The 25,913-nt window shown below is 32.8% G+C and carries 17 protein-coding genes; 9 read left to right on the top strand and 8 right to left on the bottom strand.

Going from position 1 to position 25,913, the window contains the following annotated elements; all coding sequences use genetic code 11:
* The first annotated feature begins 21 nt into the window (after positions 1-21).
* The gene (locus tag Q0820_RS01780) at positions 22-3,249 is read left to right on the top strand and encodes a glycoside hydrolase family 2 TIM barrel-domain containing protein (RefSeq protein ID WP_298484531.1); all 3,228 of its coding nucleotides are present in this window, start codon (positions 22-24) and stop codon (positions 3,247-3,249) included.
* 204 nt (positions 3,250-3,453) lie between these two features.
* Here Q0820_RS01780 and Q0820_RS01785 read toward each other — a convergent pair whose 3' ends face one another.
* The 7 genes from Q0820_RS01785 to Q0820_RS01815 form a co-directional block, all read right to left on the bottom strand.
* On the bottom strand, positions 3,454-4,170 hold the full coding sequence (locus Q0820_RS01785; protein WP_298484533.1) for a hypothetical protein: 717 nt from the start codon (positions 4,168-4,170) through the stop codon (positions 3,454-3,456).
* A 10-nt stretch (positions 4,171-4,180) separates the two neighbouring features.
* Positions 4,181-6,811, bottom strand: a complete 2,631-nt coding sequence (locus Q0820_RS01790) for a T9SS type A sorting domain-containing protein (RefSeq protein ID WP_298484536.1) — start codon at positions 6,809-6,811, stop codon at positions 4,181-4,183.
* A 197-nt stretch (positions 6,812-7,008) separates the two neighbouring features.
* Positions 7,009-7,350: an L-rhamnose mutarotase gene (locus Q0820_RS01795; RefSeq protein WP_298484538.1), complete on the bottom strand. Its 342-nt coding sequence runs from the start codon at positions 7,348-7,350 to the stop codon at positions 7,009-7,011.
* Positions 7,351-7,355: 5 nt separating this feature from the next.
* The gene (fucP, locus tag Q0820_RS01800; protein WP_298484540.1) at positions 7,356-8,675 is read right to left on the bottom strand and encodes an L-fucose:H+ symporter permease; all 1,320 of its coding nucleotides are present in this window, start codon (positions 8,673-8,675) and stop codon (positions 7,356-7,358) included.
* 37 nt (positions 8,676-8,712) lie between these two features.
* Positions 8,713-9,504, bottom strand: coding sequence for an SDR family oxidoreductase (locus Q0820_RS01805; protein WP_298484542.1), 792 nt, complete (start codon positions 9,502-9,504; stop codon positions 8,713-8,715).
* Between the two features lie 124 nt (positions 9,505-9,628).
* Complete coding sequence (locus Q0820_RS01810) at positions 9,629-11,179, bottom strand: alpha-L-fucosidase (RefSeq protein ID WP_298484544.1); 1,551 nt, start codon at positions 11,177-11,179, stop codon at positions 9,629-9,631.
* A 135-nt stretch (positions 11,180-11,314) separates the two neighbouring features.
* On the bottom strand, positions 11,315-12,178 hold the full coding sequence (locus tag Q0820_RS01815; RefSeq protein ID WP_298484546.1) for an AraC family transcriptional regulator: 864 nt from the start codon (positions 12,176-12,178) through the stop codon (positions 11,315-11,317).
* Positions 12,179-12,330: 152 nt separating this feature from the next.
* On the opposite strand from Q0820_RS01815, the gene Q0820_RS01820 reads away from it, so the two are divergent.
* From Q0820_RS01820 to Q0820_RS01845, 6 genes are all read left to right on the top strand, one after another.
* Positions 12,331-13,446, top strand: coding sequence for a Zn-dependent alcohol dehydrogenase (locus Q0820_RS01820; protein ID WP_298484547.1), 1,116 nt, complete (start codon positions 12,331-12,333; stop codon positions 13,444-13,446).
* Between the two features lie 13 nt (positions 13,447-13,459).
* Positions 13,460-14,263 carry an alpha/beta hydrolase-fold protein gene (locus tag Q0820_RS01825; RefSeq protein ID WP_298484548.1) on the top strand — a complete coding sequence of 268 codons (804 nt, stop codon included), beginning with the start codon at positions 13,460-13,462 and terminating at the stop codon, positions 14,261-14,263.
* Positions 14,264-14,420: 157 nt separating this feature from the next.
* Positions 14,421-14,612: a hypothetical protein gene (locus Q0820_RS01830; protein ID WP_298484549.1), complete on the top strand. Its 192-nt coding sequence runs from the start codon at positions 14,421-14,423 to the stop codon at positions 14,610-14,612.
* Between the two features lie 89 nt (positions 14,613-14,701).
* Positions 14,702-16,378, top strand: a complete 1,677-nt coding sequence (locus Q0820_RS01835; protein WP_298484551.1) for a sulfatase-like hydrolase/transferase — start codon at positions 14,702-14,704, stop codon at positions 16,376-16,378.
* Between the two features lie 15 nt (positions 16,379-16,393).
* Positions 16,394-17,788: a sulfatase gene (locus Q0820_RS01840; protein WP_298484552.1), complete on the top strand. Its 1,395-nt coding sequence runs from the start codon at positions 16,394-16,396 to the stop codon at positions 17,786-17,788.
* Between the two features lie 29 nt (positions 17,789-17,817).
* Entirely contained in the window at positions 17,818-19,668 is a 1,851-nt protein-coding gene (locus Q0820_RS01845) for a sulfatase (RefSeq protein ID WP_298484554.1), read from the top strand.
* Here Q0820_RS01845 and Q0820_RS01850 read toward each other — a convergent pair whose 3' ends face one another.
* Positions 19,669-20,679, bottom strand: a complete 1,011-nt coding sequence (locus tag Q0820_RS01850) for a LacI family DNA-binding transcriptional regulator (protein ID WP_298484556.1) — start codon at positions 20,677-20,679, stop codon at positions 19,669-19,671.
* A 323-nt stretch (positions 20,680-21,002) separates the two neighbouring features.
* On the opposite strand from Q0820_RS01850, the gene Q0820_RS01855 reads away from it, so the two are divergent.
* Positions 21,003-24,050: a TonB-dependent receptor gene (locus Q0820_RS01855; protein ID WP_298484558.1), complete on the top strand. Its 3,048-nt coding sequence runs from the start codon at positions 21,003-21,005 to the stop codon at positions 24,048-24,050.
* A 20-nt stretch (positions 24,051-24,070) separates the two neighbouring features.
* The gene (locus tag Q0820_RS01860) at positions 24,071-25,870 is read left to right on the top strand and encodes a RagB/SusD family nutrient uptake outer membrane protein (protein ID WP_298484560.1); all 1,800 of its coding nucleotides are present in this window, start codon (positions 24,071-24,073) and stop codon (positions 25,868-25,870) included.
* Positions 25,871-25,913: the final 43 nt, after the last annotated feature.

The following is a 25,913-nucleotide window of genomic DNA, read 5'->3' on the forward strand; positions in this document are numbered from 1 at the left end:
TAATAATTTGATATTTTAAAAATGAAAAACAACCTATTTGCCCTAACTCTAATTTTTAGCACATTATGTAATTATGCGCAACAAAAAAATGATTGGGAAAACCCAACGGTTAATCAAATAAATAAATTACCTGCAAGAGCTACTTTTTATACGTACAACAATGCCGCTAACGCTATCGCAAATGTTCGTGAAAAATCTAGCAACTATAAGTCATTAAATGGGGATTGGAAATTTCATTGGGTGGCAAAACCTGCTGAAGCATCAACCTCTTTCCAAAAAAAGGATTTTAATTCTAGTACATGGAAAACTATTACTGTTCCTTCTAATTGGGAAATGAAAGGATACGGTACACCAATTTACACAAACTCAACTTATCCCTTTTTTAGTGATTTTCCCAATATTAACCATAATGACAATCCTGTAGGGCATTATATAAAATCATTTACCATACATGATGCTTGGAAAGAAAAAGATGTGATTCTCCATTTTGGAGGTGTTTCTTCTGCTTTTTATGTTTGGGTTAATGGTACTTTCATTGGTTATAGTGAAGATACTCGTTTACCTTCAGAATTTAATATTAGTAAGCATCTAATATCGGGAGAAAACAAAATTGCAGTAAAAGTATTTAGATGGTCAGACGGGAGTTATTTAGAAGCGCAAGACCATTGGAGAATGAGCGGAATTGAAAGAGAAGTATATTTAGAAGCTCTCCCAAAAGTAAGGCTATCAGACTTTACAGTACGTACAGACCTAGATGAGGAATACAATAATGCCTTATTACAAATAAGACCAGAATTTATAGCAAACATAGAAGATAAGTATTTAAAAAAAGTAGGCCATTTTGGAACCGCTCCTTTAAAAACAAAAGTGGATAATTGGACATTAACAACCCAATTATTAGATGCTAATGAAAATGCTATTGGGGAAAGTAATACCATAAAACTTGGTGACTATTTTGGAGAAGTTTATCCGCAAAGAGATAATGTATACTTTGGATTAATAGAAACCGAAATTAAGTCTCCAAGAAAATGGTCATCAGATGATCCATATTTATATATACTTTTATTTTCATTAAAAGATGAAGAGGGGAACAATGTACAATACACTAGTACCAAAGTAGGATTTAGAGAAACTAAATTTGACGAACGCGGAAGGTTTTTAGTAAACGGAAATCCTGTTAAAATGATTGGTGTTAATCGTCATGATCATAATCAAAAAAACGGGAAAGTAGTTTCTAGAGAAGATATGGAAACTGATGTTAAATTAATGAAGCAATTTAATTTCAATGCCGTAAGAACATCACACTACCCTAATGACCCATATTTCTACGATTTATGTGATACATATGGTCTATATGTTATGGATGAAGCTAACCTTGAAACCCATGGCGTTCGTGGGCAACTTTCTAATGTTCCAGAATGGGGAAGCGCTTACTTAGAAAGAGCTATTAGAATGGTAGAACGTGATAAAAACCACCCTAGTATCATAATGTGGTCCTTAGGAAATGAATCTGGAACAGGGCCTAACCATGCCGCAATGGCAGGATGGATTAAAGATTTTGACCCAACGCGTTACATACATTATGAAGGAGCACAAGGAGATCCAACGGATAGTAGATATAAGAAAAAATATTTTTCTCATTCTAGAGGAAACCCTACCGATCCAAAATGGGTAGACATGTTAAGTCGTATGTATCCGCAACCAAAAGAATTACAAACTTTAATTGATGATACTAGTTTTGATAACAGACCAGTAATTATGTGTGAGTATGCTCATGCAATGGGTAATTCCGTTGGAAACATGAAAGAATACTGGAATGTTATTTATAAAAATGACCGAGCATTAGGTGGCTATATTTGGGATTGGATAGATCAAGGAATTTTAAAGAAAGATGAAAATGGCAAAGAATACATTGCCTATGGCGGAGATTTTGGAGATACACCAAACGATGGCTCTTTTTGTTTAAACGGAATTATAGCATCAGATAGAACACCTAAACCTGGTATTTTTGAGTGCAAAAAAGTAAATCAACCAGTGGTAATCCAAACTTCTAATGCCATAAATGGGAAATTTACTATACGTAATAGACATCATGTTACTGACCTTTCCAAGTATAATATGTTTTGGAATATTACAGAAGATGGTACTGTTATTAAAAGTGGAAAAATCGAAGCTTTAAACACTAAACCCACAAAAACAGATGACTTTACTATTGATTTTAAGAAACCTAAACTTAAAGCAGGAAAAGAATATTTTATAAATATTACTGGTAAACTAAAAGAAAACGCCTTATGGGAAAACAAAGGCTATATTGTTTTTGAAGAACAATTTAAATTAGACTATCCAGTTGCTAAAGTTAAAGAAAAAGCTAATAAAGCTATTCTGCTGGTTAATGATAATACAGATGAAATTGTTGTTTCTAACAAATCCGTAAACATAACTTTAGATAAAAAGTCTGGGTATATTACTTCCTATATTTCTAAGGGTGTTACTATTCTTAACTCTCCTTTAAAATTAAATTTCTGGAGAGCAGAAACAGAAAATGATAAAGCTTACAGACGAGCTAAAAAACTTTCTAAAGAATTAGAATGGATGCAAGCAGGAGATAATTTTAAAGTTTCTAATGTTACTATTAATTCCAATGAGAAGAGCAAAGTAAATATTACTGTGAAAGGGAATATTACGAATCCAAAAACAGAAGCTACTTTAAACTATACAATTCTTGGCGATGGCACATTAAACGTAGAATATATGGTTGCAATTGACCAAAGCGCACCAAATGTACCTAGATTAGGGATGCAATTTGCTATTACAAACCAATACAACAAATTAAGTTATTTTGGAAAAGGGCCACAACCAAATTATGAAGATAGAAACTATGGTGCTAAAATTGGTTTATTTTCTGGTAATGCTAAGACCATGAGCTATGCTTATGCTTTTCCAGAAGAATACGGTAACCACACAGAAACACGCTGGTTTACACTACAAAATAACAACAAAAAAGGAGTTACCATTAAAGGAGCTAAACCGTTAAGTTTTAGTGTACTTCCTAATAGTACTTCTGAGCTTCAAAAAGCTAACCACACCAACGAACTTCCAAATAGAGAGGATTTAACCGTAAGTATAGATTTAAAGCAAATGGGAGTTGGTGGTGATGACACTTGGTCTCTAAGAGCAGAACCACATGAAGAATACCGTATAAAACCAGGCAATTACGAATATTCTTTTACAATTAAGCCTATAAATTAAAGAGCTTCTAGGTAAGCCTCGAGACTTTTAAATATTAATTACCAAGAGTAAACTATCTCGGGGCAAGCCCACGAGACATTAGAAGGAAAATTAGTATTCATTCCGACGCAAGCGTCAGAGCATTTAAATCTCGATTATCGAGTAAATTAAAAATCCAGAAAGTTTATACTCTCTGGATTTTTAATTTTAGGAGTTTTAAACCTTTTAATTAGTTGAAAAACTATACACTAAAGAAGTTGAAGTATTTCCGTTTTGATCACGAGTAATTACTTTCCAATAATAGGTATTTCCTGCAACTAAAACTTGCCCTGTTAGGGCCAATGAAGTTGTAGTAGCAACTTTAGTAGTAGGTTCTACATTCGTGTCTAAATAAACATCGTACTCTTTAATATCATTATCTACATCTGTTCCGCTCCAAGACAAATCTACAGTTAAAGAAACGGAGCTTTCTTCATTTTCAGGACTAATTAATTCTGCAGGAAAAGGAGCATAGTTCTCTATACCTGGGCCTGCCAAATAAAACTTCCAAGTTTCACTAACAGCTGTAGTTTTTGTTTTATTAGACTTAGATTCAACATACCAAGAATACGGTTTACCGTTTTCTAAAGAGACCTCAACCTCATCAGTGGTAGCATTAGCTTCTGTTATAGTACCTGTATCTAAATTTTTCACATACACGGTATAAGAAGTAGTATTATCAGCCTTATTCCAATCCAAATTTAAATTGGTTTGCGAGTCTGATACTACAGTACCTCCTGTACACTCTTCATTATTATCAGGGTAAACTAAAACAGCTTTAGTAGGATCTAGAACCTTTTCTTCGTCTTCACCAGAATCTTTATTACCTCCGCAAGAAGTTACTAAGACTAATACTAACAAAACAAACACCTCTCTTATTCTATTTCTATTCATTTTTCTCATCTCAATTATTTTATTCTACAACAAACTTAGAAGTTGCTTTTTCTGCTTCATCATTTTTAAAAACAATAACGTAAACTCCTTTGGCAAGGCTATTAACCATTATCTTGTTTTCTATAGTACGCATAGACTGTTCTTTTACCAACTCGCCATTTACATTATAAATGTATACCATAGCATTTAACAATTCTTTAGAAACAACAACAGATAGCTCTTCTTTTACAGGGCTGGGGTACACATAAAAAGAAGTGTCTACAAAAAAGTTTTCTTCATAAATACCTTGACAATTTTTATCTGTTACTACTTTTAGTTTATTGTCTCCTTCTTTTAATGGTAATTTAATTTCATTAGAGCTTGTATGTATCTCTCTCCCATTAATTTCTATGAAATAGTTACTCCCTCCATCTAATTTTAAAGTAATTGCTTTTTTGGCAACACCTACTTTAGAGGATACATTTAATGCTTCAGGTTCTTTTATTAGCACTTCAAATTCTGCTTTATAATCAGGAAAAGATGGCAATGTAATACTAATAATATAGGATCCTGGTTTTAAATTTTCTACATTCAATTCGTTCGTAAAACTAAAATTCTCATTATATCCACTTCCAGTAATGTTTGCACTATAATTCTGTGCAGTAATAGTTTTAATATTTATAACACCATTGTTCTTATTTATACATGTAGCATCTACTACTTTAACTTTAAAATTGTTTCTTGGTAATTTTGATGGATGAAACTCTCTAACATTAGAACTAAAATTAAACACCTGTAAAGCCATACTACTTATATGGCCTCCTGCATCGGGAAATTCTACTGATACAGTATTGTTTTCTTCTAAAACATCATATGCAACTGGAATTTCTAAAGTACCAAAAAAACGACCTTTATCTGCTTGATTATAACCGCGCCAGTCTTCTGGAACAACTACACTAGTACCATTTACTTTTACTATTGGAATTAACTCTTTTCCATGATCTCTACCAATACCAACTCGCAATACAGCTTCTCCATACATTGCACTTTTTACAACTCCATTAATCGTAAAGGTATTTTCCTGCGATGCTATAATTGGCTTTAAATAATCAGTCGCATAATACTTAACTTCATCCGAGGTTTCGTCTACAGTTAAAGCTTCTGCAAATGTATATTCCAAAATAATAGTACTTTCGGCTCCAAGTACCACACTAGAAATAGAACTAGTAAAAGTTTCTTCTTCTAAAACAGGATTACTACCATTAAGAGTTAAATGCCTTTTTAAAACACTTGCTACTGCTATATCATAAGCATCAAACACATTTAAATTTATAGTTACAGGATTAAATTCTAGATTATTTAATATTACATATCCTTTATCTCCATCTATATAAGCATCTACCTGGATATCTAGATCCGAAGATTTAGTATCAATCCTTGTTCCTTTTACGTTTTTCCATAAATCATAAAATTTAACTCGGTCCGTATAAACCCATTCTCCAGTGTAACTATTTGGCTCATTAGTTTTTCTCATTAAACGAGCAACATACGGAACATTTAAAGCAGAATTATATCCCCATTCTGCTTTAACAATAGTAAAAGGTATTGCAATAGCAATAGCATCTGGACGTTCCATAAAAGACATCATTTGAGAATTCTGTGCTTTTAAAAACAACCAATCTCTATAAGGGCTCCATTGCTCATTATTATAGTCATGTGTTTGTGCACCGTATTCTGATATTACATATTGCTTGGTATGGCCTAACCTAATCATACTATAATGATCCATCATATCAAAAGTAGCTTCTACATTGCTCCCTGATCGCAAATCAACTTTTCCGCCAATTGTAGGAAAATCATATAAATGCCAAGACCAAAAATCCATTTTTTCTCCTGCTACATCTACAAACAATTTATCTCTATTAATCCAACGCTGAAAATCTCCAGTTTCAAAATCTGGAAACGCTACAGTATATCCTCCTATTTTTAAGTTAGGATTTTGAACTCTAATAGCATCTGCAACTTCTACATGAAAGTCTGCGATTTCTTGTAATGAATTGGTAAAATTCTTTTTACCACCCAAGGCTTCATAAGCTGGTTCATTTATAACTTCTACCCATGTAGGTTCTTCCTGCCCGTTATCTCCATGAAACTCATTAAAATAACGCCCCATATATTCTCCTGTAGCGATTGCACTTGCTAATTTCCATCCAGTATTACTAGTAGCTCTTTGGCTTTCTCCTGTCCAAAAAGGATGCAATTGGCCTGCTATTACATGATTTTTCCTATTTTCATAAGGATGTAAATTGGGTTTTGAAGCATAATTATTTCGTGCAATTAAACCTTTAGAAGCTATTTTGGCGGGGTCTGCAAAGCCAGGTCTGGCAGGATCTTCTTCCATATTATTTAAATTCCAGGTAATGCCTCCTGTATCTCTCCCTAAATAAACATCATAACCATTTAAAAAGTCATCTCTTAAATCGGATGTAAAATTATCTCCATCCCACTCTCCCTCTATCTGATTTGCATGGATGGTAATAAACTTAGAACGGTCAAATTCTGAAATATTCCCAACAGTATGTTTAACATTTAAATTTACATCTACACTTACTTGTGCATAAAAAGGGAAATATGTAAAACATAGAAACACTCCAATAATTAGCTTATTCATAAAATAGAATTTTTGTTAAAATTGTATTTTCTAAATATAGCTAAGAGAGCCGAAAACTATAGATAATAGCACTCAATAATAACTTAACAAACTAATATAATAGACTATACATTTATTATACTCCTTATATGTAAAAAGCACTTATGCTAAGATTAATCTTAACATAAGTGCTTTTTATCACAAATAACAGCCTTTAATTACAACTGAAATACCTTTTCCATTTCAATCCATTTTTCGCCTTTTTTTGCCCATGGCAACTCTTGTTGGAAATTCCACATTAGTTGCTCCCATTCTTGCACCTTTGGATTATTAGCATCCATCTCTGCTTTTTTATTAGGATCAAAAGTTTCATCAACTTCCATAATCATAAACATACGATTACCTGTTAAGTAAATTTGCATATCTACTATACCAGCATCCTTTATACTTTTAGTAATTTCTGGCCAAGCGTTTCCTGCTGCATGGTATTCTTTATACTCTGCAATTAATTTAGGATCATTCTTTAAATCACACGAAAGGCAAAATCTTTTTGTATTCATTTTATTTAATTAGGTTGTTTTTTATAAGTGCTATATCCGTAAAATGCAACAACTGCAAGACAAATTAATGGTAAAATAAACGAAAAATTAACTTCTGGAATAAAGCCTAAAACTTTAACATCCGAAAATCCAGAACCTCCCCAATCTAAAATTCCACCTTGTAAAACAGGCATTAACGCACCACCTACAATAGCCATAACTAAACCTGCGGAACCAATTTTAGCTTCATCTCCCATATCTTTTAAAGCAATACCATAAATGGTTGGAAACATAATTGACATAAAAAGAGATACAGCAACTAAAGAAACTAAGCCAACCATTCCAGACAACAACACTGCTCCCGCGCAACAAATAACACCACCAATTCCAAAAAGCATCAACATCTTAGAAGGGTTAATTTTTTGCATTAAAGCGGTTCCAATCCAACGACCTAAAAGAAAAGAGATCATGGCTGCAACATTAAAGTAAGTTGCTGTTAGCTCCATACCAAAAGTTTCATTTATGTTATCTACATATTGAAAAATATAGGTCCAACACATGATTTGAGCGCCTACGTAAAATGCCTGAGCCAAAACACCAAATTTATAATTACCATTAGCAAACAACTTTGAGAATGATTCTGAAAGTGACATTTTATCCTCTTCGGCAGTTTTTGGCATTTTTGTGAATATAATAATTGCCATAATCACTAAAACCAAAATACCTAATCCTATATAAGGAACGCTTATAATACCTAAATCATTTTCTCTAACTGTAGCCAATTCTTCAGATGTTAAAGCTTTATAAGCTTCTTCTGTATAATCGTCAGAACGTAAAGCACTAATTACAAATACTTGCGCTATTATCATCCCAGACAAAGAACCTATAGGGTTAAATGCTTGTGCTAAATTTAAACGTTGCGTTGCTGTTTCTTTATCTCCTAAAGCTAAAATTAATGGGTTTGAGGTGGTTTCTAAAAAGGCTAATCCACAGGTAATAACCCATAAAGAAATTAAAAAATATGTAAAAGTTTCATTAGCTGCTGCAGGATAAAACAAAAATGCTCCTAATGCATACAAAGAAAGTCCTAAAATAATACCAGATTTATAACTATATTTTCTAATAAACAACGCTGCGGGTAAAGCCATAAAAAAATATCCAAAGTAAAATGCAAATTGTACTAAAGATGCTTCCATATTAGACAACTCTGGCATTACCTTTTTAAATGCAGATACCATGGGGTTAGTTAAGTCATTTGCAATTCCCCATAAGGCAAACAAAGATGTTATAATTACAAAAGGAAATAACAAATCCTTACTTACAACTGGAATTTTCTTAGTACTCATAATATATTAGAATTAAGGTTGGTTGATTTTTTAAACGTTATTCTGTTAATAAAGACCTATCTAAATTAACATAACCACCATCTACAGCAATAAACTGCCCTGTGGTGTGTGATGCTTTTTCCGAAATTGTAAACAAACAAGTATCTGCAATTTCTTGTGGGGTTGTCATTCTATTTCCTAAAGGGATTTTCTTTACTATAGATTTTAGTTTTTCTTCGCCATTTTCTAAAGTCTTTATCCAACTATCATAAGCAGGTGTCCAACTTTCTGCAATAATAATTGCATTTACCCGTATACCATATGTAATTAAATCTACAGCCCATTCTCTTGTTAAGCCAAGAACACCTCCTTTAGATGCTGCATAACCAGATGTTCCTCCTTGGCCAGTTAAACCAACTTTAGAACCAATATTTAATATATTTCCCTTTGATTTTTTAAGTAATGGAAGCGCATGTTTTACTACTAAAAAATAGCTCACCATATTTAACTTAAGTGAGTTCATAAAATCTTCATAAGAAGCATCTAAACCTGCCCCATCATTTACTCCCACATTATTAATAACAACATCTATTCTGTTGTATTTTTTAATTATCGCATCAAAAGCCTCTTTTATTTCTTCCGGATTGGTAACATCAGTCTGGCAAAAAATAGCATCTATCCCTTTTTCCTGAAGTTCGTTTACATATTCAAAACCTCTTGCGTTTCTATCAATTACAGCAGGTATTGCTCCTTCATTTGCTAGGTTTTGCAAAATAGTTTCCCCTATACTTCCTTTAGAGCCTGCAGCTCCAGATATTACGACTACTTTGTCTTTCAACTTTAAATCCATCTCTCCTAAATTATATAAATATTTTGATATTCCTTTAAAAATTACAGTCTTCTTAAAACCGAAAAAGAACGCACCGAAAAGGTGCGTTCGAAAACTAAATAAAACTAACTCTAATCAACTATTATTACTCACTCAAAGTAATTTCTAAGGTATGAGCAAACTCACCAGACTTATCTCCCAGATTGGTTATAGACAATCCTTTTTCGGCTTGCTTATACACTATATCTTTTTTAGACCCTAAAAGAGTTACATTTTCTATTTTTATACCCTTAGCATATTCACTATTTTTCCCTAAAGATTCTATAGTAACTTCTCCGTTTTTAGGCCATGCCATCATGATAGCATATAATTTATTTCCTTTTTTAGTAAACCTAATGTCTTGCCCTGTAAAATCTTTATTATCTCCTTCAGAATGGTGTCCTTTTTTAACTTCCGTTGGTCCTTCGCCAAAAGTATTCCAATACTTTGTGTCATAAATTGCTTCTCCATTTACTTGTAACCACTCTCCTATTTGTAATAAAATTTTAGCCTGATCATCTGGTATTGTACCATCTGCCTTAGGACCTACATTTAAAAGTAAATTTCCGTTTTTTGAAACTATATCTACCAAATCATCCACTAATTGGTTCGCTGTTTTAGACTTCCAATCTGTAACATGACTCCATGAGTTTTTCCCTATAGAAGTATCTGTTTGCCATGGTAATTTTCTTATTCCTGGCAGCTTTCCTCTTTCTAAATCATAAACCACAGTTCCTTCAGGAAAAGCTTCATGACTAAAATTCTTGTCTTGTAAAACAACTTCCTTATTCCACTCAATACCTTTATTATAGTAATAAGCAGCAATTTTTGGTCTTACATCTGCGTAATCAGGAATATCCAAATAAAAATCAAACCATAGAATATCTGGTTGGTAATTATCTATTAAATCTACCGTACGATCCCACCACATTTTTTTAAATTCTTCTGAAACAGGCTCATTTATATCTTTTCCTTTTGGCGAATATAAATCTGCATATTCCGGATCTGTAGTATCAAACTTATCTTTCTTATTATAAAAAGACCAGTTAAATGCATAATGAGAAGAAGCTCCCATTATTAAACCTTGTGCTCTACCTTCTTTAAAAAGCTCTCCTAAAACATCTCTTTTAGGCCCCATCTCTACAGAGTTCCATCTTGTAGTATTAGATTTGTACATTGCAAAACCATCATGGTGGTCCGCAACTGGAACAACGTATTTTGCACCAGATTTTTTAAAAAGGTCTATCCAATTTTTAGCATCAAACTTTTCTGCTTTGAACATAGGAATAAAGTCTTTATACCCAAAATTCTTTTGATCTCCGTATTTTTTCTTATGGTGTAAAAAAGTTGCATTTGGCCCTTTTTTCTGTAAATTTAATTGCGCTGTAAATGTAGCAGTATCCATATACATTTGTCTTGGATACCATTCCGAACCAAAAGCAGGTACAGAATATGCTCCCCAATGAATAAAAATTCCAAATTTTTGATTATTAAACCACTCTGGGTCTTTATAATTCTTCTTAATAGATTCCCAATTTGGTTCATATCTTGGAATACTATCTGTAGTAGCTAAATCTTTCTTTGCTTCTTTATTCTCGGTTTTGCAAGAAACTATTAATAATGTAAAAGCAATTAATCCTAAAAAATATTTTTTCATTGTGTTGTTTTAATCCATGATTAGTGCTTTGCTAAATTCATATTTTAAAACAACAACTGAAACGACACATGTTCCAATAAGTATAACAAATGGTTCAAACCTAATAAAAAGGAGGGCTAACAACTAGATAAAAACTCAATTCGCAAAAGCTCTTGCATATTTTTGTTGGTAAACCAAAGGAGTACATTTAATGAATTTATTAAACTGCCTGTAAAAAAAAGGTAAACTTTCATAGCCTGATAAGAAAGCAATTTCTGCAACTTGTTTATTAGAATCTATTAAAAGTTGACAAGCCAACTTTATTTTATACTCATTAAGAAACGTAAAAAATGATTTATTAAATGTTTTTTTAAAAAACCTACAAAAAGATTCTTCACTCATAGAAACTACACCTGAAATTTCTTTTAATGTAATTTGTCTTTGGTAATTCTCCATAATAAAATTATGAATTACATTAATTCTTTCATTTACCTTAACATTAAGCTTAGGAGCAAAATTATTCCCAGATAAAGTAATTTTATTTTTAGAATGCGCTAGCGTATTTAATATTTGAAGCAATGAAATAATATTTTCAAAAGGAGTTTGTTTTTCCATTTTACGAAGTAACGGAACTATCTTTTTTGTAACCCTATTATTAAATTTTACCCCACGAGAAGCTAATATTAAAAGCTTATTAATATCTGAAAATTCGGTTTTAGTAAGCCATCCTTCTCCAATTACATCTTCTTTCCATTGCACTACTATAGATTTAGAGGTCATTTCACTCACCGTGGTATTTTTCCAACAATGCGGTAAATTAGAACCTAAAAGAACTAAATCTCCTTTTTCAAATTCTAATACACTGTCTCCAACATACCGCATACCACTACTCTGCTCAATATAAGTAAGCTCATATTCTGGGTGAAAATGCCAAGGAGCATTAAACATAGAGTCTGAATATGTAAACACTTTAAAAGAACTTCTGGGGGAGCTAGATATTTTTTCTAATTGTGCCTTCAAATCAAATTTAATTTTAGTTTAATATTGCTCATATTACAACAAAAAAATAAAAAACACGAATTTTATGTTAGAATAGGGTATTAAATCGGTTTATTTAGATAAATTCATGAATCTTTAAATCTAGTAGATTTATATTTTAAAAAATAACTAACATGGCTATTAAATGTAAAGCGGCTATTGCTAAAGGTGATGGTTCTTTTTCTATTGAAGAAATTAAAGTACAAAACCCAAAAAGTGATGAAGTTCTTGTACAAATTAAAGCTGCCGGACTCTGCCATACAGACCATGATTCTCTACAATGGGGTAAACCCATCGTAATGGGACATGAAGGCGCAGGAATTGTAACTGCAATTGGCAATGCTGTTAAAAGTGTTACTATTGGAGATTCTGTAATATTAAATTGGGCAACTCCATGCGGAACTTGTTTTCAATGTAAAAATAAAAACGAACATATTTGCGAGAATAATTCTCCTGTCGTTGCAGGAGGAAATGGGTATACAAAAGGGCATGCCCATATAGAAGGTACTACTTGGAAAAACACCCCTATAGAACGCTCCTTTAATATTGGAACCATTGCAGAATATACCTTAGTAAAAGAATCTGCTGTAGTAAAAAACACAACCCCCAACATGTCTTATAGTGCTGCCAGCATTGTAAGTTGTGGTGTAATGACTGGTTTTGGATCCGCAGTAAACACTGCTAAAGTAAAGCCAAATTCATCAGCCGTTGTTCTGGGTACAGGAGGCGTAGGATTAAATGTAATTCAAGGTATAAAAGTTTGTAATGCCGATAAAATTATAGCCGTAGATATAAACCAAAACCGATTAGACATGGCTGTAGAATTTGGTGCAACGCATACTATTTTGGCCGATAAAAATGACAAAGGTCTTCTTAAAGCTGCTGAAAAAGTAAAAGAAATGACTGATGGTAGAGGTGCCGATTATGCATTTGAATGCACCGCAATACCAGAACTTGGAGCCGCTCCTCTTGCCATGGTAAGAAACGCAGGAACAGCAGTGCAAGTAAGTGGTATTGAACAAGAAGTATTAATAGATATGTCTTTGTTTGAATGGGATAAAAAATATATTAATCCATTATATGGAAAATGTAATCCACAAACCGATTTTCCGAAAATTTTAAATCATTATAAAAATAATGAGATTAAGTTAGATGAAATGATTACAAGAACCTACCCTATTAACGATTTACAGCAAGCTTTTGATGATATGCTTTCTGGCAAAAATGCTAAAGGTGTAATTGTCTTTTAATATTTGTTATAAAATGTTTAGAACTACTGAAATATCTAATCCGGAATTTGAGAGTAATAACCTTAGATTCATTACTGTAAAAACCAAAAATTTAAAAGGAAGAGGAGATATTTGCGTTTTTGTTCCTCCTATAAAAGATTTAAAAAATGTTCCCATTGTAATTTTATTACATGGTGTATATGGTAGTGCCTGGATATGGTCTCAAAAAACAGGAATACATATTACAGCATGGGAAATGATGCAGAAAGGAGAGTTACAACCTATGATTATAGCAATGCCATCAGACGGATTATGGGGCGACGGCTCTGCTTACTTACCACACAACCAAAGAAATTTTGAAAAATGGATCGTAGATGATGTACCTAATGCTATAATTGAAAACATAGAAAGTGCAACTACAAAATCTAACCTTTTTATTGGTGGTTTATCTATGGGTGGGTATGGAGCTTTAAACCTTGGCATAAAATACGCTTCAAAATTTAAAGGGGTTTCTGGACACTCTTCTATTACCTCTTTTGAACAAATGGCACTTTTTGTAGAAGAACCTTTACAAGAATATGATACTTTAGAAAAAGAAATTCCATCTGTCTTTAAAACTATTATAGAATCTAAAAACAAACTTCCAAAATTTAGGTTCGATTGCGGAAAAGAAGATTTGCTTATAGATCATAATAGAAAGCTACACCAACAATTAACCGAAGAAAAAATTCCTCATATTTATGAAGAATTTGAAGGAAAACATGAATGGCCTTATTGGCAAGAACATGTAATAGATACGTTGCTATTCTTTAATTCTAAAGAAAACTTAAAAAAATAAATACTACCTCTTACAAAAGGTAAACTTCATCCCTTTTTTCTTCTTTTTAAGCTTTAAACACAACAAATGTTTTTAATTATAGCTCCTTTGGTTTTATAGCCATCTACTTCCCTAACTATCTTATATATTTATAGGAACAATTATAAATACTCAAGATATGCTACTAAAAAACAGTATTCCTATAGTAAATAAAATAGTTTTTCTCAAAGCGTTCTTGAGCACAACAGCACCTAATACATTTGCTCAACACAGTATTAATCCTTTTTCAAAAGGAGAAATAAATACAACATATACTACTTCAGAAAAGCCAAACCCAGAGAACAACAAAATAGAAGTTTTATATACTTAGAAAAAAAGTCCTTTCGGGATAATTACTACTAAAGAATACAGTCATAACAATTTATAATTACAACCCTAAAAAATAAGAACATATATATCATGAAAAAAATACTCAGATTCATCCTTCCAATTATCCTATATAGCTTCTCTACTTTTACTATACAAGCACAAGATCGTCCAAATATTATCTTTATACTTACAGATGATCAACCATATGGGTATATGGGAGTAACCGGAAACACTATTGTAAAAACACCTAACCTAGATAAATTAACTAATGAAGGTGTTCTTTTTACAAATGCACATATTACAAGTGCTATTTGCACACCTAGTAGAGTATCTATTTTACTAGGGCAATATGAAAGAAAACACGGTGTTAATTTTAACTCTGGAACAAGTGTATCTAACGAAGCATGGGAGCAAGCTTATCCTATGCAATTTAAAAAAGCAGGATATTATACAGGTTGGATAGGTAAAAACCATGCTCCAGTTGGTAAAGGTGGTTACCAAAGCGGATTAATGGAGAAAAGTTTTGATTTTTGGTATGCTGGTCACGGCCATCTAACATTTTATCCAAAAAAACACCATCCAATTTTTAAAAATGCAGAGTTTGATACGCAAGTAGAAATAATAGATGAAGGAGTTACTAAATTCTTAGATATAAATGAACAAAAGTTTGAAGGAGCAGTACAATTTCTTGAAAAAAGACCAAGAGACAAGCCTTTTATGCTATCTATAAACTTTAATTTACCACATAGCGCAAGTACACGCACTATGCAACAAAAAGAGTCTGATGATGATATATACAAGTCTTTATATAGAGACTTAGACATACCACTCCCAGACAATTATATTGCTAAAGCTGATATTAAAACTCCCAAATTACCTGCTAGTATACACAGAGTAGAAGATAGACAAGTTGGTTATAGTTTTGTTGATACACCTGAAGAAACAAAAGAAAGATATATAAGACAAATGCAAGCTATGACTGGCATAGATAGGCTAGTTGGCAACTTGAGAAAAAACTTAAAAGCTCTTAATATTGACAAGAATACTATTATTGTTTTTACTTCAGACCATGGACTTTATATGGGGCAACAAGGTTTAGGTGGTAAAGCATTGTGTTATGAAATTACAACTCATGTACCTTTTGTTGTTTATAACCCAAAACTTAAAAAGAAAAAAAGAGGGGTTAAAAACGATGCCTTAGTACAAAGCATTGACGTTGCACCAACCATCTTAAGTCTTGCAGGGGAACCTATACCGGAGGCTATGCAAGGAAAAGATTTATCAAAAATAATATCTGGAGAAAAAATAGCAGTTAGAGATTATGTATACACCGAGAATTTATGGTCTACACAATTTGGAAATCCAAGATGTGAAGCTGTTCAGAATAAAGAATGGAAATACATTAGGTACTATAAGAACAATACTTTCCCTGCATCAAAAAAAATAAAAACTGCAAAAGATTTAGGCATTATAGAAAAGAACATGTTATATGCTGTTCACGATTCGGACATAGCTATTTATAGAGATTATATTGAATCTCCACTCCAAGGAGAAGAACCTGTTTACGAAGAACTTTATAATTTAAAAAATGACCCTTCAGAATTGCATAATGTAATAAGCAAAAAAGAACACAACGCCATCTTAGAACAGCTTAGAAAAGAATGGAAAAACCAAATAACAATTGCACGAGGTACCGAAAATCCTAAAGTATATAGGTATACTATTGACAGTCAATTAGAGACATCTGATAAAGTACAATTAGAATAAATAACTACTAATAAAATGAATTTTTTAAAACTAACTATTCTTTTACTTTGCCTTTTAAATATTAGCTATGGCAATGCGCAAGAAAAAAGCAACAAACCAAATATTATAGTAATACTAACAGATGACCAAGGCTGGGCCGATGTTGGTTTTAATGGATGTACTGACATACCCACACCAAACTTAGACAAATTAGCAGAAAGTGGGGTAATTTTCTCTAACGGTTATGTATCTCACCCCTACTGTAGTCCTTCCAGAGCAGGTTTACTCACCGGAAGATACCAAGCAAGATTTGGGCATGATTGTAACATGACGTACGACACAGATAATGATAACACTGTAGGCACACCACTATCTGAGGTAATGATATCTGAAGCATTAAAAGAAGTAGGATATAGAACTTGTGCAATAGGAAAATGGCATGTTGGAGACCACCCAGATTTACACCCCACCAATCAAGGCTTTGACTATTGGTTTGGATTTTCTGGTGGCGGCATGAATTATTGGGGAATTCCAGATGGCCCATTAAAAACCATCGTTAGAAATGGGAAACCTGTACCGCAAAAAGAATTAAGCTACATAACAGATGATTTTACAGAAGAAGCCATAAAGTACATTAATAAAAAAGATGACAAACCCTTTTTTATATACCTTGCATATAATGCTCCCCATTCCCCAGATCATGCTACAGAAAAATATTTAGAACAAACAAAACATATAGAATATAGTGACAGGAGTGTGTATGGTGCAATGGTAAATGCTGTGGACAATGGTATTGGGAGAATCGATGCGGCACTTACTGCTAATGGCATAAAAGACAACACTATAGTTGTTTTTCTTAGTGACAATGGCGGAAGAAAAGAACATGCAGACAATAGACCTAATAGAGGACATAAAGGAATGTTATTTGAAGGTGGTATTAAAGTACCTTTTGTTATATCTTGGCCTAAGAAAATAAAAGCAAAGCAAACCTATAATCAAAATGTTATTTCTTTAGATTTATACCCTACCTTTTTAGAAGCCGCAGGAGTTAATGTAGAAACTAAAAAACAATTAGATGGTAAAAGTTTATTACCTTACTTAAATGGAAACTTATCTACCGTACCTCATAACACTCTCTTTTGGCGTTCTGTTGGCGGATTTGAGTATGCTGTAAGAAAAGGAGATTATAAACTTTACAAGAGCTCTTATAAAAACAAAACAATGCTTTTTAATTTAAAGAGTGATGCATATGAACGCAATGATATTGCCAAAAATTATCCAGCTATTATGGCCGAATTAGAACAAGAATATAAAACTTGGGATAGCAAAAACATAGCACCTGGTTGGTTAGACCCTCACCCTGAAAATGTAATAAAAGAAGAGAAAAAGCTTCAAGATGCTAGAAAAAAATCTACTAGAAAAATAAAATAATTAAATATTAAAAATCATCTTAAATAATTATGAAAACCATATTTACAAAAAGAATACTTCTTTTTTTTCTGAGTATAGCTACTTTTTTTTCCTGTAAAACGGCAGAGAAAACTCCAGAGAAACAACCAAATATTGTTTGGATTGTTTCTGAAGATAATTCTAAACACTATTTAAAGTTATTTGATGACAATGGCATAGAAACTCCTAACATTGCATTTTTAACCGATCAAGGAGTTATGTTCACTAGAGCATTTTCTAATGCTCCAGTATGTAGTGTTGCTAGGTCCACAATAATTTCTGGTACTTATGCTCCAAGAACTGGTGTACAGTTTCATCGAAAAAGCGAGTTAGCACCATTACCAGATGGTTTACATATGTTCCCTGCGTATTTAAAACAAGCTGGATATTACACAACTAATAACAGTAAAGAAGATTATAATTTTGTAAAAAGTGATACCGTTTGGGATGATTCCTCTAAAAAGGCTAGTTATAGAAATAGGAATGAAAATCAACCATTTTTTCATGTATTTAACATAGGTACTAGTCACGAATCTAGAATTCATTTTACCAAAGAAGAAATGGATGCCGCTTTGGCAAAAGAAAAAAAAGAAAGTTTCATTCAACCAAATCATCCACAAACAGAATTGTTTCAATACACTAATGTCCATTACCGAAATAAAATTCAGGAAATGGATAAGGAAGTTGGAGCAGTAATTAAAGAACTAGAAGAAGACGGATTACTAGAAGATACCTTCATTTTCTATTATGGAGACCACGGAGGAGTTTTACCAGGAAGTAAAGGCTATTTATATGAAACAGGCCTTCATGTTCCTATGGTAGTTCGTATTCCAGAAAATTTTAAGCATTTAACACATTTAAAAGCTGGCACCAGTACAGAACAATTTGTAAGCTTTATAGATCTAGCACCAACAGTGTTAAAACTTGCAAATGTTACTATTCCAAAACAAATAGATGGGAAGCCTTTTCTTACCAAAGAAGAAACTAATAACAACGTAACCTACGGTTATGCAGACAGGTTTGATGAAAAATATGATTTAGTACGATCTGTACGTAAAGGAAAGTATAAATACATCCGTAATTTTCAGCCTTTTAATTTTGATGGCCTAATGAATAATTACAGGTATAAACAATTAGCGTATCAAGAATGGCAAGATTTATATAAAGAGGGGAAACTTAATGACATTCAATCCACTTTCTTTAAAACAAAAGCTCCAGAAATGCTTTTTGATGTTGAAAATGACCCTTATGAAACTAATAATTTAGCTAACAATCCTGAATATAAAGAAACTTTAAATGATGTAAGGTCATTATTAAACAACTGGATAACAGGAATGCCAGACCTTTCTTTTTACCCTGAGCATTACTATCTTGAAAACGGTCTAAACAATCCTGTTAAATGGGGTCTAGAACACAAAGAAGACATTCGTAAATATATTACTACTGCGAATTTAATGTTACAAGACTTTAAATCTTCGGAGGAACAATTAAAAGCTAAATTACGCTCTAATGACCCTTGGGAACGTTATTGGGCACTAATTGTTTGCAGTACTTATGGCACTAAAGCTAACTCTCTTAAAACAATAATAAAAACTATAGCAAAAGAAGACTCCGAAGGGTTAAATAAAGTTAGAGCAGCAGAATTTTTGGCTTTTACTAAAGCAGAAAACCCAGAACAAGTATGTTTAGAAGCCTTATACACTACTACAGATCCCGTGGAAGCACTATTAATACTTAATTCTATAACCCTTTTAAGTTCTTTAGACATAGGATACCCTATACATATAGACAATACAAAGCTTGATGAAAATGTATTAAATGATTCGCAAGTATCTAGACGAATTGAATATTTAGTGCCTTAATTAGTTTCTAACAGAAGATTCTCTAATGGTAAGCTCTCCATTTAAAACAATGGTTTGGGGCTCCATTAGAGAATTATGTATTTGTTTATGTAACAACTCTGCAGCACTTTTACCCATTTCAAAAGTTGGTTGTTTTACACTACTTAGTCTTGGTGTCATTAAATTTACCATTCTAGTTTCTGTGAATCCCATTAAAGCAATATCTTGTGGCACTTTAATAGCATTACTTTTTAATATAGAAATAACTCCCATAGCAACCCTATCGTTAAAACAAAAAATAGCATCTGGCAAATCGTGATTATATATTAAATCTTCCATTATTTGCATACCATCCTCTGCAAGCAAACCAGTTTCTAGTATCTTATACCTCTCTTTCGGAATTTTGTGTTTGCTCATTGCCCTTTTAAAGCCATCTATTCTATCTACAGAAACGTTTAAATTTTTAGATCCCGCCAAATAATATATTTTAGAATACCCTTGCCTTATTAAATGTTCTGTTGCAAAAAAAGCCCATTTTTTATTATTAAAAAGAACTTTAGATGCTTGTAAATTCTCTTTTACTCTACTCATAAATATTATAGGACAACCATTATTTAATTCTTTTAAATAATACTCCATATTAGTACTTTCCATGGTAGGGGCTATAATTAACCCATCTACCATACTATGTATTAAGGTTTTTACATTTTTTAATTCTATTTCTGGGTTTTCATCAGATTGAGTAATTAATACTTGATACCCATGCCCCATAAAAACTTCTTGAATGCCTATAATAATTTCGGAGTAATATTCATTTATAAACTCGGGAACAACAACTCCAATATTAAAAGTTTTATTCTGGCTTAGCTTCTTTGCAATAGGATTAGGAAAATAGCCCATTTCCTCTGCCGTTTTTAGTATAAGTTCTTTTGTTTCCTTTTTAATATCATACTTATCATTAAAAGCTCTTGATACAGATGAGATAGAAACATTTAATCTTTTTGCTACATCTTTTATAGTAACGTGCTTCATAATTAAAGTATTAAGTTTTAAAATAAATTTTCGGAAATAAATATACGCCCTTTTGCAAACAATCTTCTTTAATAATAAAAAAGCGCTTAAGATTATATGATAATTAATAAAATAGCATATAAAATTATAATAATACACAATATAACATTCATTAATAAGAATACACCAATTATTGAAAATACTTTGTTTCCGAAAACGTTTCCGAATAATTAAACCGTTTCCGAAAACGGTTCCGTAAAAATAAACACCACCCCTACACTTTTCTAACACTAAATTAACCCTCGAATTAACTTAAAATTAACTTATTAATTAACAGACAAATTATGAAAAGAAAACATGTCTATTTAATTTTCTTCTTTTGCTGTAGCGCTATGCTATGGTCTCAAGAGAAAATAGTAAATGGGTCTATTACAGATTCAGATGGAGTTCCTTTACCTGGAGCCAGTGTTGTAGAAGTAGGAACAACAAATGGCACACAATCCGATTTTGATGGAAATTACCAAATCACAGTAAACGAAGGTGCTGCAGTATCTTTTTCTTACGTAGGAATGGTAACACAAACAATCACTATTTCTGACCAAAACAAAATCAACATAATTTTACAAGAAGATGCCGCACAATTAGATGAAGTGGTAGTAGTTGGTTATGGTGCTCAAAAGAAAATAAATCTAACTGGATCCGTAGAGGTTGTAAAAGCAGAAGAGATAACCAGACAACCGGTTGCACAAGCTTCACAAGCTCTTGCCGGTTTAGTACCTGGATTAACTGCCACACAATCTAGTGGACAACCTGGTTCGGATGATGCTACGCTAAGAATAAGAGGTGTAGGAACTTTAGGAAATGGGAGAAAAAACAACCCTTTAGTTTTAGTAGATGGTATTCCAGATGATATTAATGGTGTAGATCCTAATGATATTCAATCCGTATCTGTACTAAAAGATGCAGCAGCAGCAGCTATTTACGGATCAAGAGGTGCCAATGGTGTAATATTAATAACAACAAAAAGAGGAAATGAAGGAGGTGTAAAAACAACTTACAATACTTATGTTGGCGTACAAACTCCTGCTCAAAATCTTGACTTTGTGGATGCCCTTGGGTACATGGAAGCATTTAATGACGCTATACCAAATTCTTTTTCTGAAGAAACTTTAGAACAGTATAGGAGTGGTGTTGGTGTTGGAACAGAAGCTTTACCAGATACCGATTGGGTAGATTTACTTTTTTCGCAGAATGGATTACAACATTATCATAATATAGGAGTAAGAGGAGGCTCTGAAAAAGCAAAAATTGGAGGTTCTATCTCATACCTAAGTCAAGAAGGTAACATACCTAATTATAAGTTTGAGAGGTATTCAGGAAGATTTAATACGGATCTTAAAATTAGTAATAAATTAGATTTATCTTTTGATTTAAACTTTAGAAGAGAAGTTAGGAACCAACCAAGAGAATTATTACAAACAACTAGACAAGCATATAGGCTTCAACCTTTATTTAATGCCATTAATGACGATGGTAGTTGGGGATCTGGTTTTAATGGGAGTAATGCTATAGCTTTGGTAAACACCTCTTCGTTAGATGAAAGAATAAAAAACTACTTTAGAAGTGTTATAAAGGCTACATATAGGCCTATAGATGAATTAGCGTTTACTGCTTCCTATGCACCGCAATATACAGACACGGATAGAGATGCTTTTATTGCTGGTTGGGTCTACAAAGAAAATTCAAATGCAGAACCTAATAACGAACGTGTTTCTAATAATAGTTTAAATAAATCTACATCCGAAGTTTTTGTAGATAACTTTAACTTTTTAGTTAATTATAATAAAGACTATGGAAAACATAGCCTTTCTGCATTAGCTGGTTATGAATTCATAAAAACTAAATCTGAAAATTGGAATGCATTTAGAAGAACCTTTGTTGTTCCAGAATTTAGAACTTTAAATAACGGAGATGCAGAAACATCTACTAATGGTGGTAGTGCTACTCTCTTTGGATTAGAATCCGTTTTTGGAAGATTAAACTATTCCTATGACAGTAAATATTTACTGGAAGCCAATGTAAGAAGAGATGCCTCTTCAAGATTTGGGCCGGACACTAGATCACAAACGTTTCCTTCATTTTCTGCTGGTTGGGTGGTTTCCAACGAAGATTTTTTCCCAGAAAGTAATTTCATAACATTTTTAAAACTTAGATCTTCATGGGGACAACTAGGGAATCAAGAAATTTATACCACAGATAATAATGGAAATCCTGTAGCACAGAATTTTATATATGCATCGCAATTTGGACTTGGTAATGCGAATACAGTCTTAGGAGGTTCTTCTCAAGTAGGTGGGGCTCAAACCCAATTAGCCAACCCACGTTTAATATGGGAAACAGGAGAAAACTTTAACGTAGCAGCAGACATTAACTTTTTTAACGACAAGTTAAAGTTAACCGGGGAATATTATGTTAGAAGTACAAAAGATATAATACTACAAATAGGTACACTACAACCTAGTCAAGGTTTTGATGTTCCTTTTAGAAATGCAGGATCTGTTGAAAACAAAGGGATTGATATTTCCTTAGATTGGAGAGATAACATTGGAGATTTTAATTATGGTATAACTGCAAATATTTCTAAATTTAATAATGAAATTACAGATTTAGCAGACGGACTTCAAGAGTTACCTCCTGGGCAAACCATAAATAGACTAGGAGAACAAATAGGCTCTATATATGGCTTAAAAACAGACGGTTTATATCAAGAAAGTGATTTTACAAATGGTGTCTTAAACTCTAATTTACCAACCCCAACCTTTGGCGCAGTTGCACCTGGTGATATTAAGTATGTAGATTTTAAAGAAGATGGTGTCATAAATAATGATGACAGAACTATAATTGGTAGTACCATAGCAAACACCAATTGGGGTATTGATCTTTTTACTTCTTATAAGAATTTTGATTTATCTATTTCTTTTATAGGTGAAAGTGGTAGAGATGTAGTTTTACAAGAAGATGCTGGATGGTCCTTCTACAATGCAGGAAAAATACAAAAGTGGCAAACAGATTATTGGACTCCACAAAATACAAATGCAGCCTATCCACGTGCTTTTGTAGCAAGTAGTTCTCCAAACTGGAGAGTTAATGAAACTTGGATGTTTGACGCTTCTTATGCTAGGTTAAGAAACTTATCCTTAGGATATAAGTTTCCTTCGGAACTATTAGATAAATTAAACTTAAACAATTTAAGACTTTATGTATCTGGTCAAAACTTGTTAACCTTTGATAATATGCCAGATGGTATAGATGCTACAGTTCCTAATTTTACAACAGGTAATTTCTACCCTGTATTAAAAGTTTATACACTAGGATTAAGTGTAGGGTTTTAATAATTTAAAAAATGAAAAAGATGAAAAATATAAAATATTTAGTAACATTTTGTCTTCTAATTACAGCCTTAAGTAGCTGTGAAGATGAGGTATTAAATTTAACAGATCCCGGAACCCCTAATAGTGCTTCTTTTTTCTCCACAGAAGCAGAATTAGAAGTTGCTTTAGTGGGTATATATGAACAATTAAACTATGTTAACGCAACACCCTTTCCTCAGATATTAGACCATACCACAGATTTTGGTTTTAGTAGAGGTAATGTTGCTGGAACAGCAACAGTTACTACAGGAGGTTTAACCTCTACTGATGGATTAGTTAACGGGTTTTGGAATGAATTTTATCGTGGTATACAACGAGCAAATTCGTTACTAGCAAATATGGAAAGAGCAAAAGATATTGCAACCCCTGCTAGATTTGAAGAAATAAAAGCAGAAACGCTTTTTCTAAGATCATTATTTTACAGCTATTTAATAGAACTTTATGGAGATATTCCTTTTCACGATGAAAGTACAGTAGACTCTCAAGATGCTCTACCAAGAACATCAAAGTCTGAAATTGTCTCAAATATTATTGCTGATCTAGAAGAGGCTGCTAGTATATTGCCATTAAATCCATCAGAAACAGGAAGAACCTCGGCAAATACTGCAAACGCTTTAATAGCTAGAATAGCTTTGTATAATGGAGATTACACCTTAGCTGCTGAAAAAGCACAGCTTGTAATGGATAGTGGCATACAACTAGATAGCGATTATGAATCTTTATTTTCCGCAAACGGAATAAACTCTCCAGAAACTCTTTTAAGCTTACAATATGTAACGGGAGTTAAAACACACGGTTTATCTGTAAGACAAGGTAGTAGATTTGGAGGTTGGTGTCAATTGGTACCATCGCAACAAACAGTAGACAGCTATGAAACTATTAACGGTCTTCCAATAGATGAAGACCCAGATTTTGATCCTGCTAACCCTTTTGAAAATAGAGATCCAAGATTAAAAGCTTCCATTGCTGTTCCTGGAGAAGAGTGGTCCGGTCATATTATTGAAACACATAGTGATAGTTTAGCTACTTGGAAAATAGAAAATGGTGCTAAATCCGAAAGAGTTTATAACCCTAATTCTACAAACCCTGCAGGAGTGAGTATTGTAGATCCAATTAGCGGAAATACCTTCTCTTCTGGTGGAGCCAACCGTTTTGTTTCTTTTACGGGTTATTTCTGGAAAAAATTCTCTGATGAGCCTACATTAAAACAAGAAACTGGTCTTTGGGCCGGAGCGGCAGAACACCCGGTTATATTAATGCGTTATGCAGAAGTTTTACTAACTTACGCAGAAGCAAAAATTGAAGCTGGTGACATAGACAGCTCTGTTCTTGATGCTATAAACGCAGTAAGAGAAAGAGCTTATAATGGCTCCGGAATTCCTTATCCAGCTATAACAACGACGGATCAAACAGAACTAAGAAGAATTATTCGTAGAGAGCGTAAAGTTGAATTGGCAGATGAAGGATTACGTTTATTTGATATTAGACGATGGGGAATAGCAGAAAAACTAATGAATACTGTTTTATTTGGAAGCCCTGCTAACGGATTTAGTAAAATTGGTGGCGATTTAGGATTTATACCAAATATTGATGAGGATGGTTTTGTAACATACCCAGGAGCTCCTTCGCAACCTAGAATTGAAAAAGGTAACCTAGATTACAGAGAATTAGAGGCTCGAATTTTTGACCCAGCGAAAGATTATTTATGGCCTATACCAGATGCTGAGATACAAGCTGCTGCAAGTAGCGGTGTTACCTTAGAACAAAACCCTGGATACTAGATAATAAGTTTTAATTATACATAGTTGAGTTAGTTTTTTAGTA

The sequence above is a fragment of the uncultured Maribacter sp. genome (assembly GCF_947495965.1).
GTDB lineage: Bacteria > Bacteroidota > Bacteroidia > Flavobacteriales > Flavobacteriaceae > Maribacter_B.

Excerpts from the sequence above, each read along its gene's own strand:
- Q0820_RS01780 (WP_298484531.1), top strand. The coding sequence starts at position 22 with ATGAAAAACAACCTATTTGCCCTAACTCTAATTTTTAGCACATTATGT.
- Q0820_RS01785 (WP_298484533.1), bottom strand. The coding sequence starts at position 4,170 with ATGAGAAAAATGAATAGAAATAGAATAAGAGAGGTGTTTGTTTTGTTA.
- Q0820_RS01790 (WP_298484536.1), bottom strand. The coding sequence starts at position 6,811 with ATGAATAAGCTAATTATTGGAGTGTTTCTATGTTTTACATATTTCCCT.
- Q0820_RS01795 (WP_298484538.1), bottom strand. The coding sequence starts at position 7,350 with ATGAATACAAAAAGATTTTGCCTTTCGTGTGATTTAAAGAATGATCCT.
- fucP (WP_298484540.1), bottom strand. The coding sequence starts at position 8,675 with ATGAGTACTAAGAAAATTCCAGTTGTAAGTAAGGATTTGTTATTTCCT.
- Q0820_RS01805 (WP_298484542.1), bottom strand. The coding sequence starts at position 9,504 with ATGGATTTAAAGTTGAAAGACAAAGTAGTCGTAATATCTGGAGCTGCA.
- Q0820_RS01810 (WP_298484544.1), bottom strand. The coding sequence starts at position 11,179 with ATGAAAAAATATTTTTTAGGATTAATTGCTTTTACATTATTAATAGTT.
- Q0820_RS01820 (WP_298484547.1), top strand. The coding sequence starts at position 12,331 with ATGGCTATTAAATGTAAAGCGGCTATTGCTAAAGGTGATGGTTCTTTT.
- Q0820_RS01825 (WP_298484548.1), top strand. The coding sequence starts at position 13,460 with ATGTTTAGAACTACTGAAATATCTAATCCGGAATTTGAGAGTAATAAC.
- Q0820_RS01830 (WP_298484549.1), top strand. The coding sequence starts at position 14,421 with ATGCTACTAAAAAACAGTATTCCTATAGTAAATAAAATAGTTTTTCTC.
- Q0820_RS01835 (WP_298484551.1), top strand. The coding sequence starts at position 14,702 with ATGAAAAAAATACTCAGATTCATCCTTCCAATTATCCTATATAGCTTC.
- Q0820_RS01840 (WP_298484552.1), top strand. The coding sequence starts at position 16,394 with ATGAATTTTTTAAAACTAACTATTCTTTTACTTTGCCTTTTAAATATT.
- Q0820_RS01845 (WP_298484554.1), top strand. The coding sequence starts at position 17,818 with ATGAAAACCATATTTACAAAAAGAATACTTCTTTTTTTTCTGAGTATA.
- Q0820_RS01850 (WP_298484556.1), bottom strand. The coding sequence starts at position 20,679 with ATGAAGCACGTTACTATAAAAGATGTAGCAAAAAGATTAAATGTTTCT.
- Q0820_RS01855 (WP_298484558.1), top strand. The coding sequence starts at position 21,003 with ATGAAAAGAAAACATGTCTATTTAATTTTCTTCTTTTGCTGTAGCGCT.
- Q0820_RS01860 (WP_298484560.1), top strand. The coding sequence starts at position 24,071 with ATGAAAAATATAAAATATTTAGTAACATTTTGTCTTCTAATTACAGCC.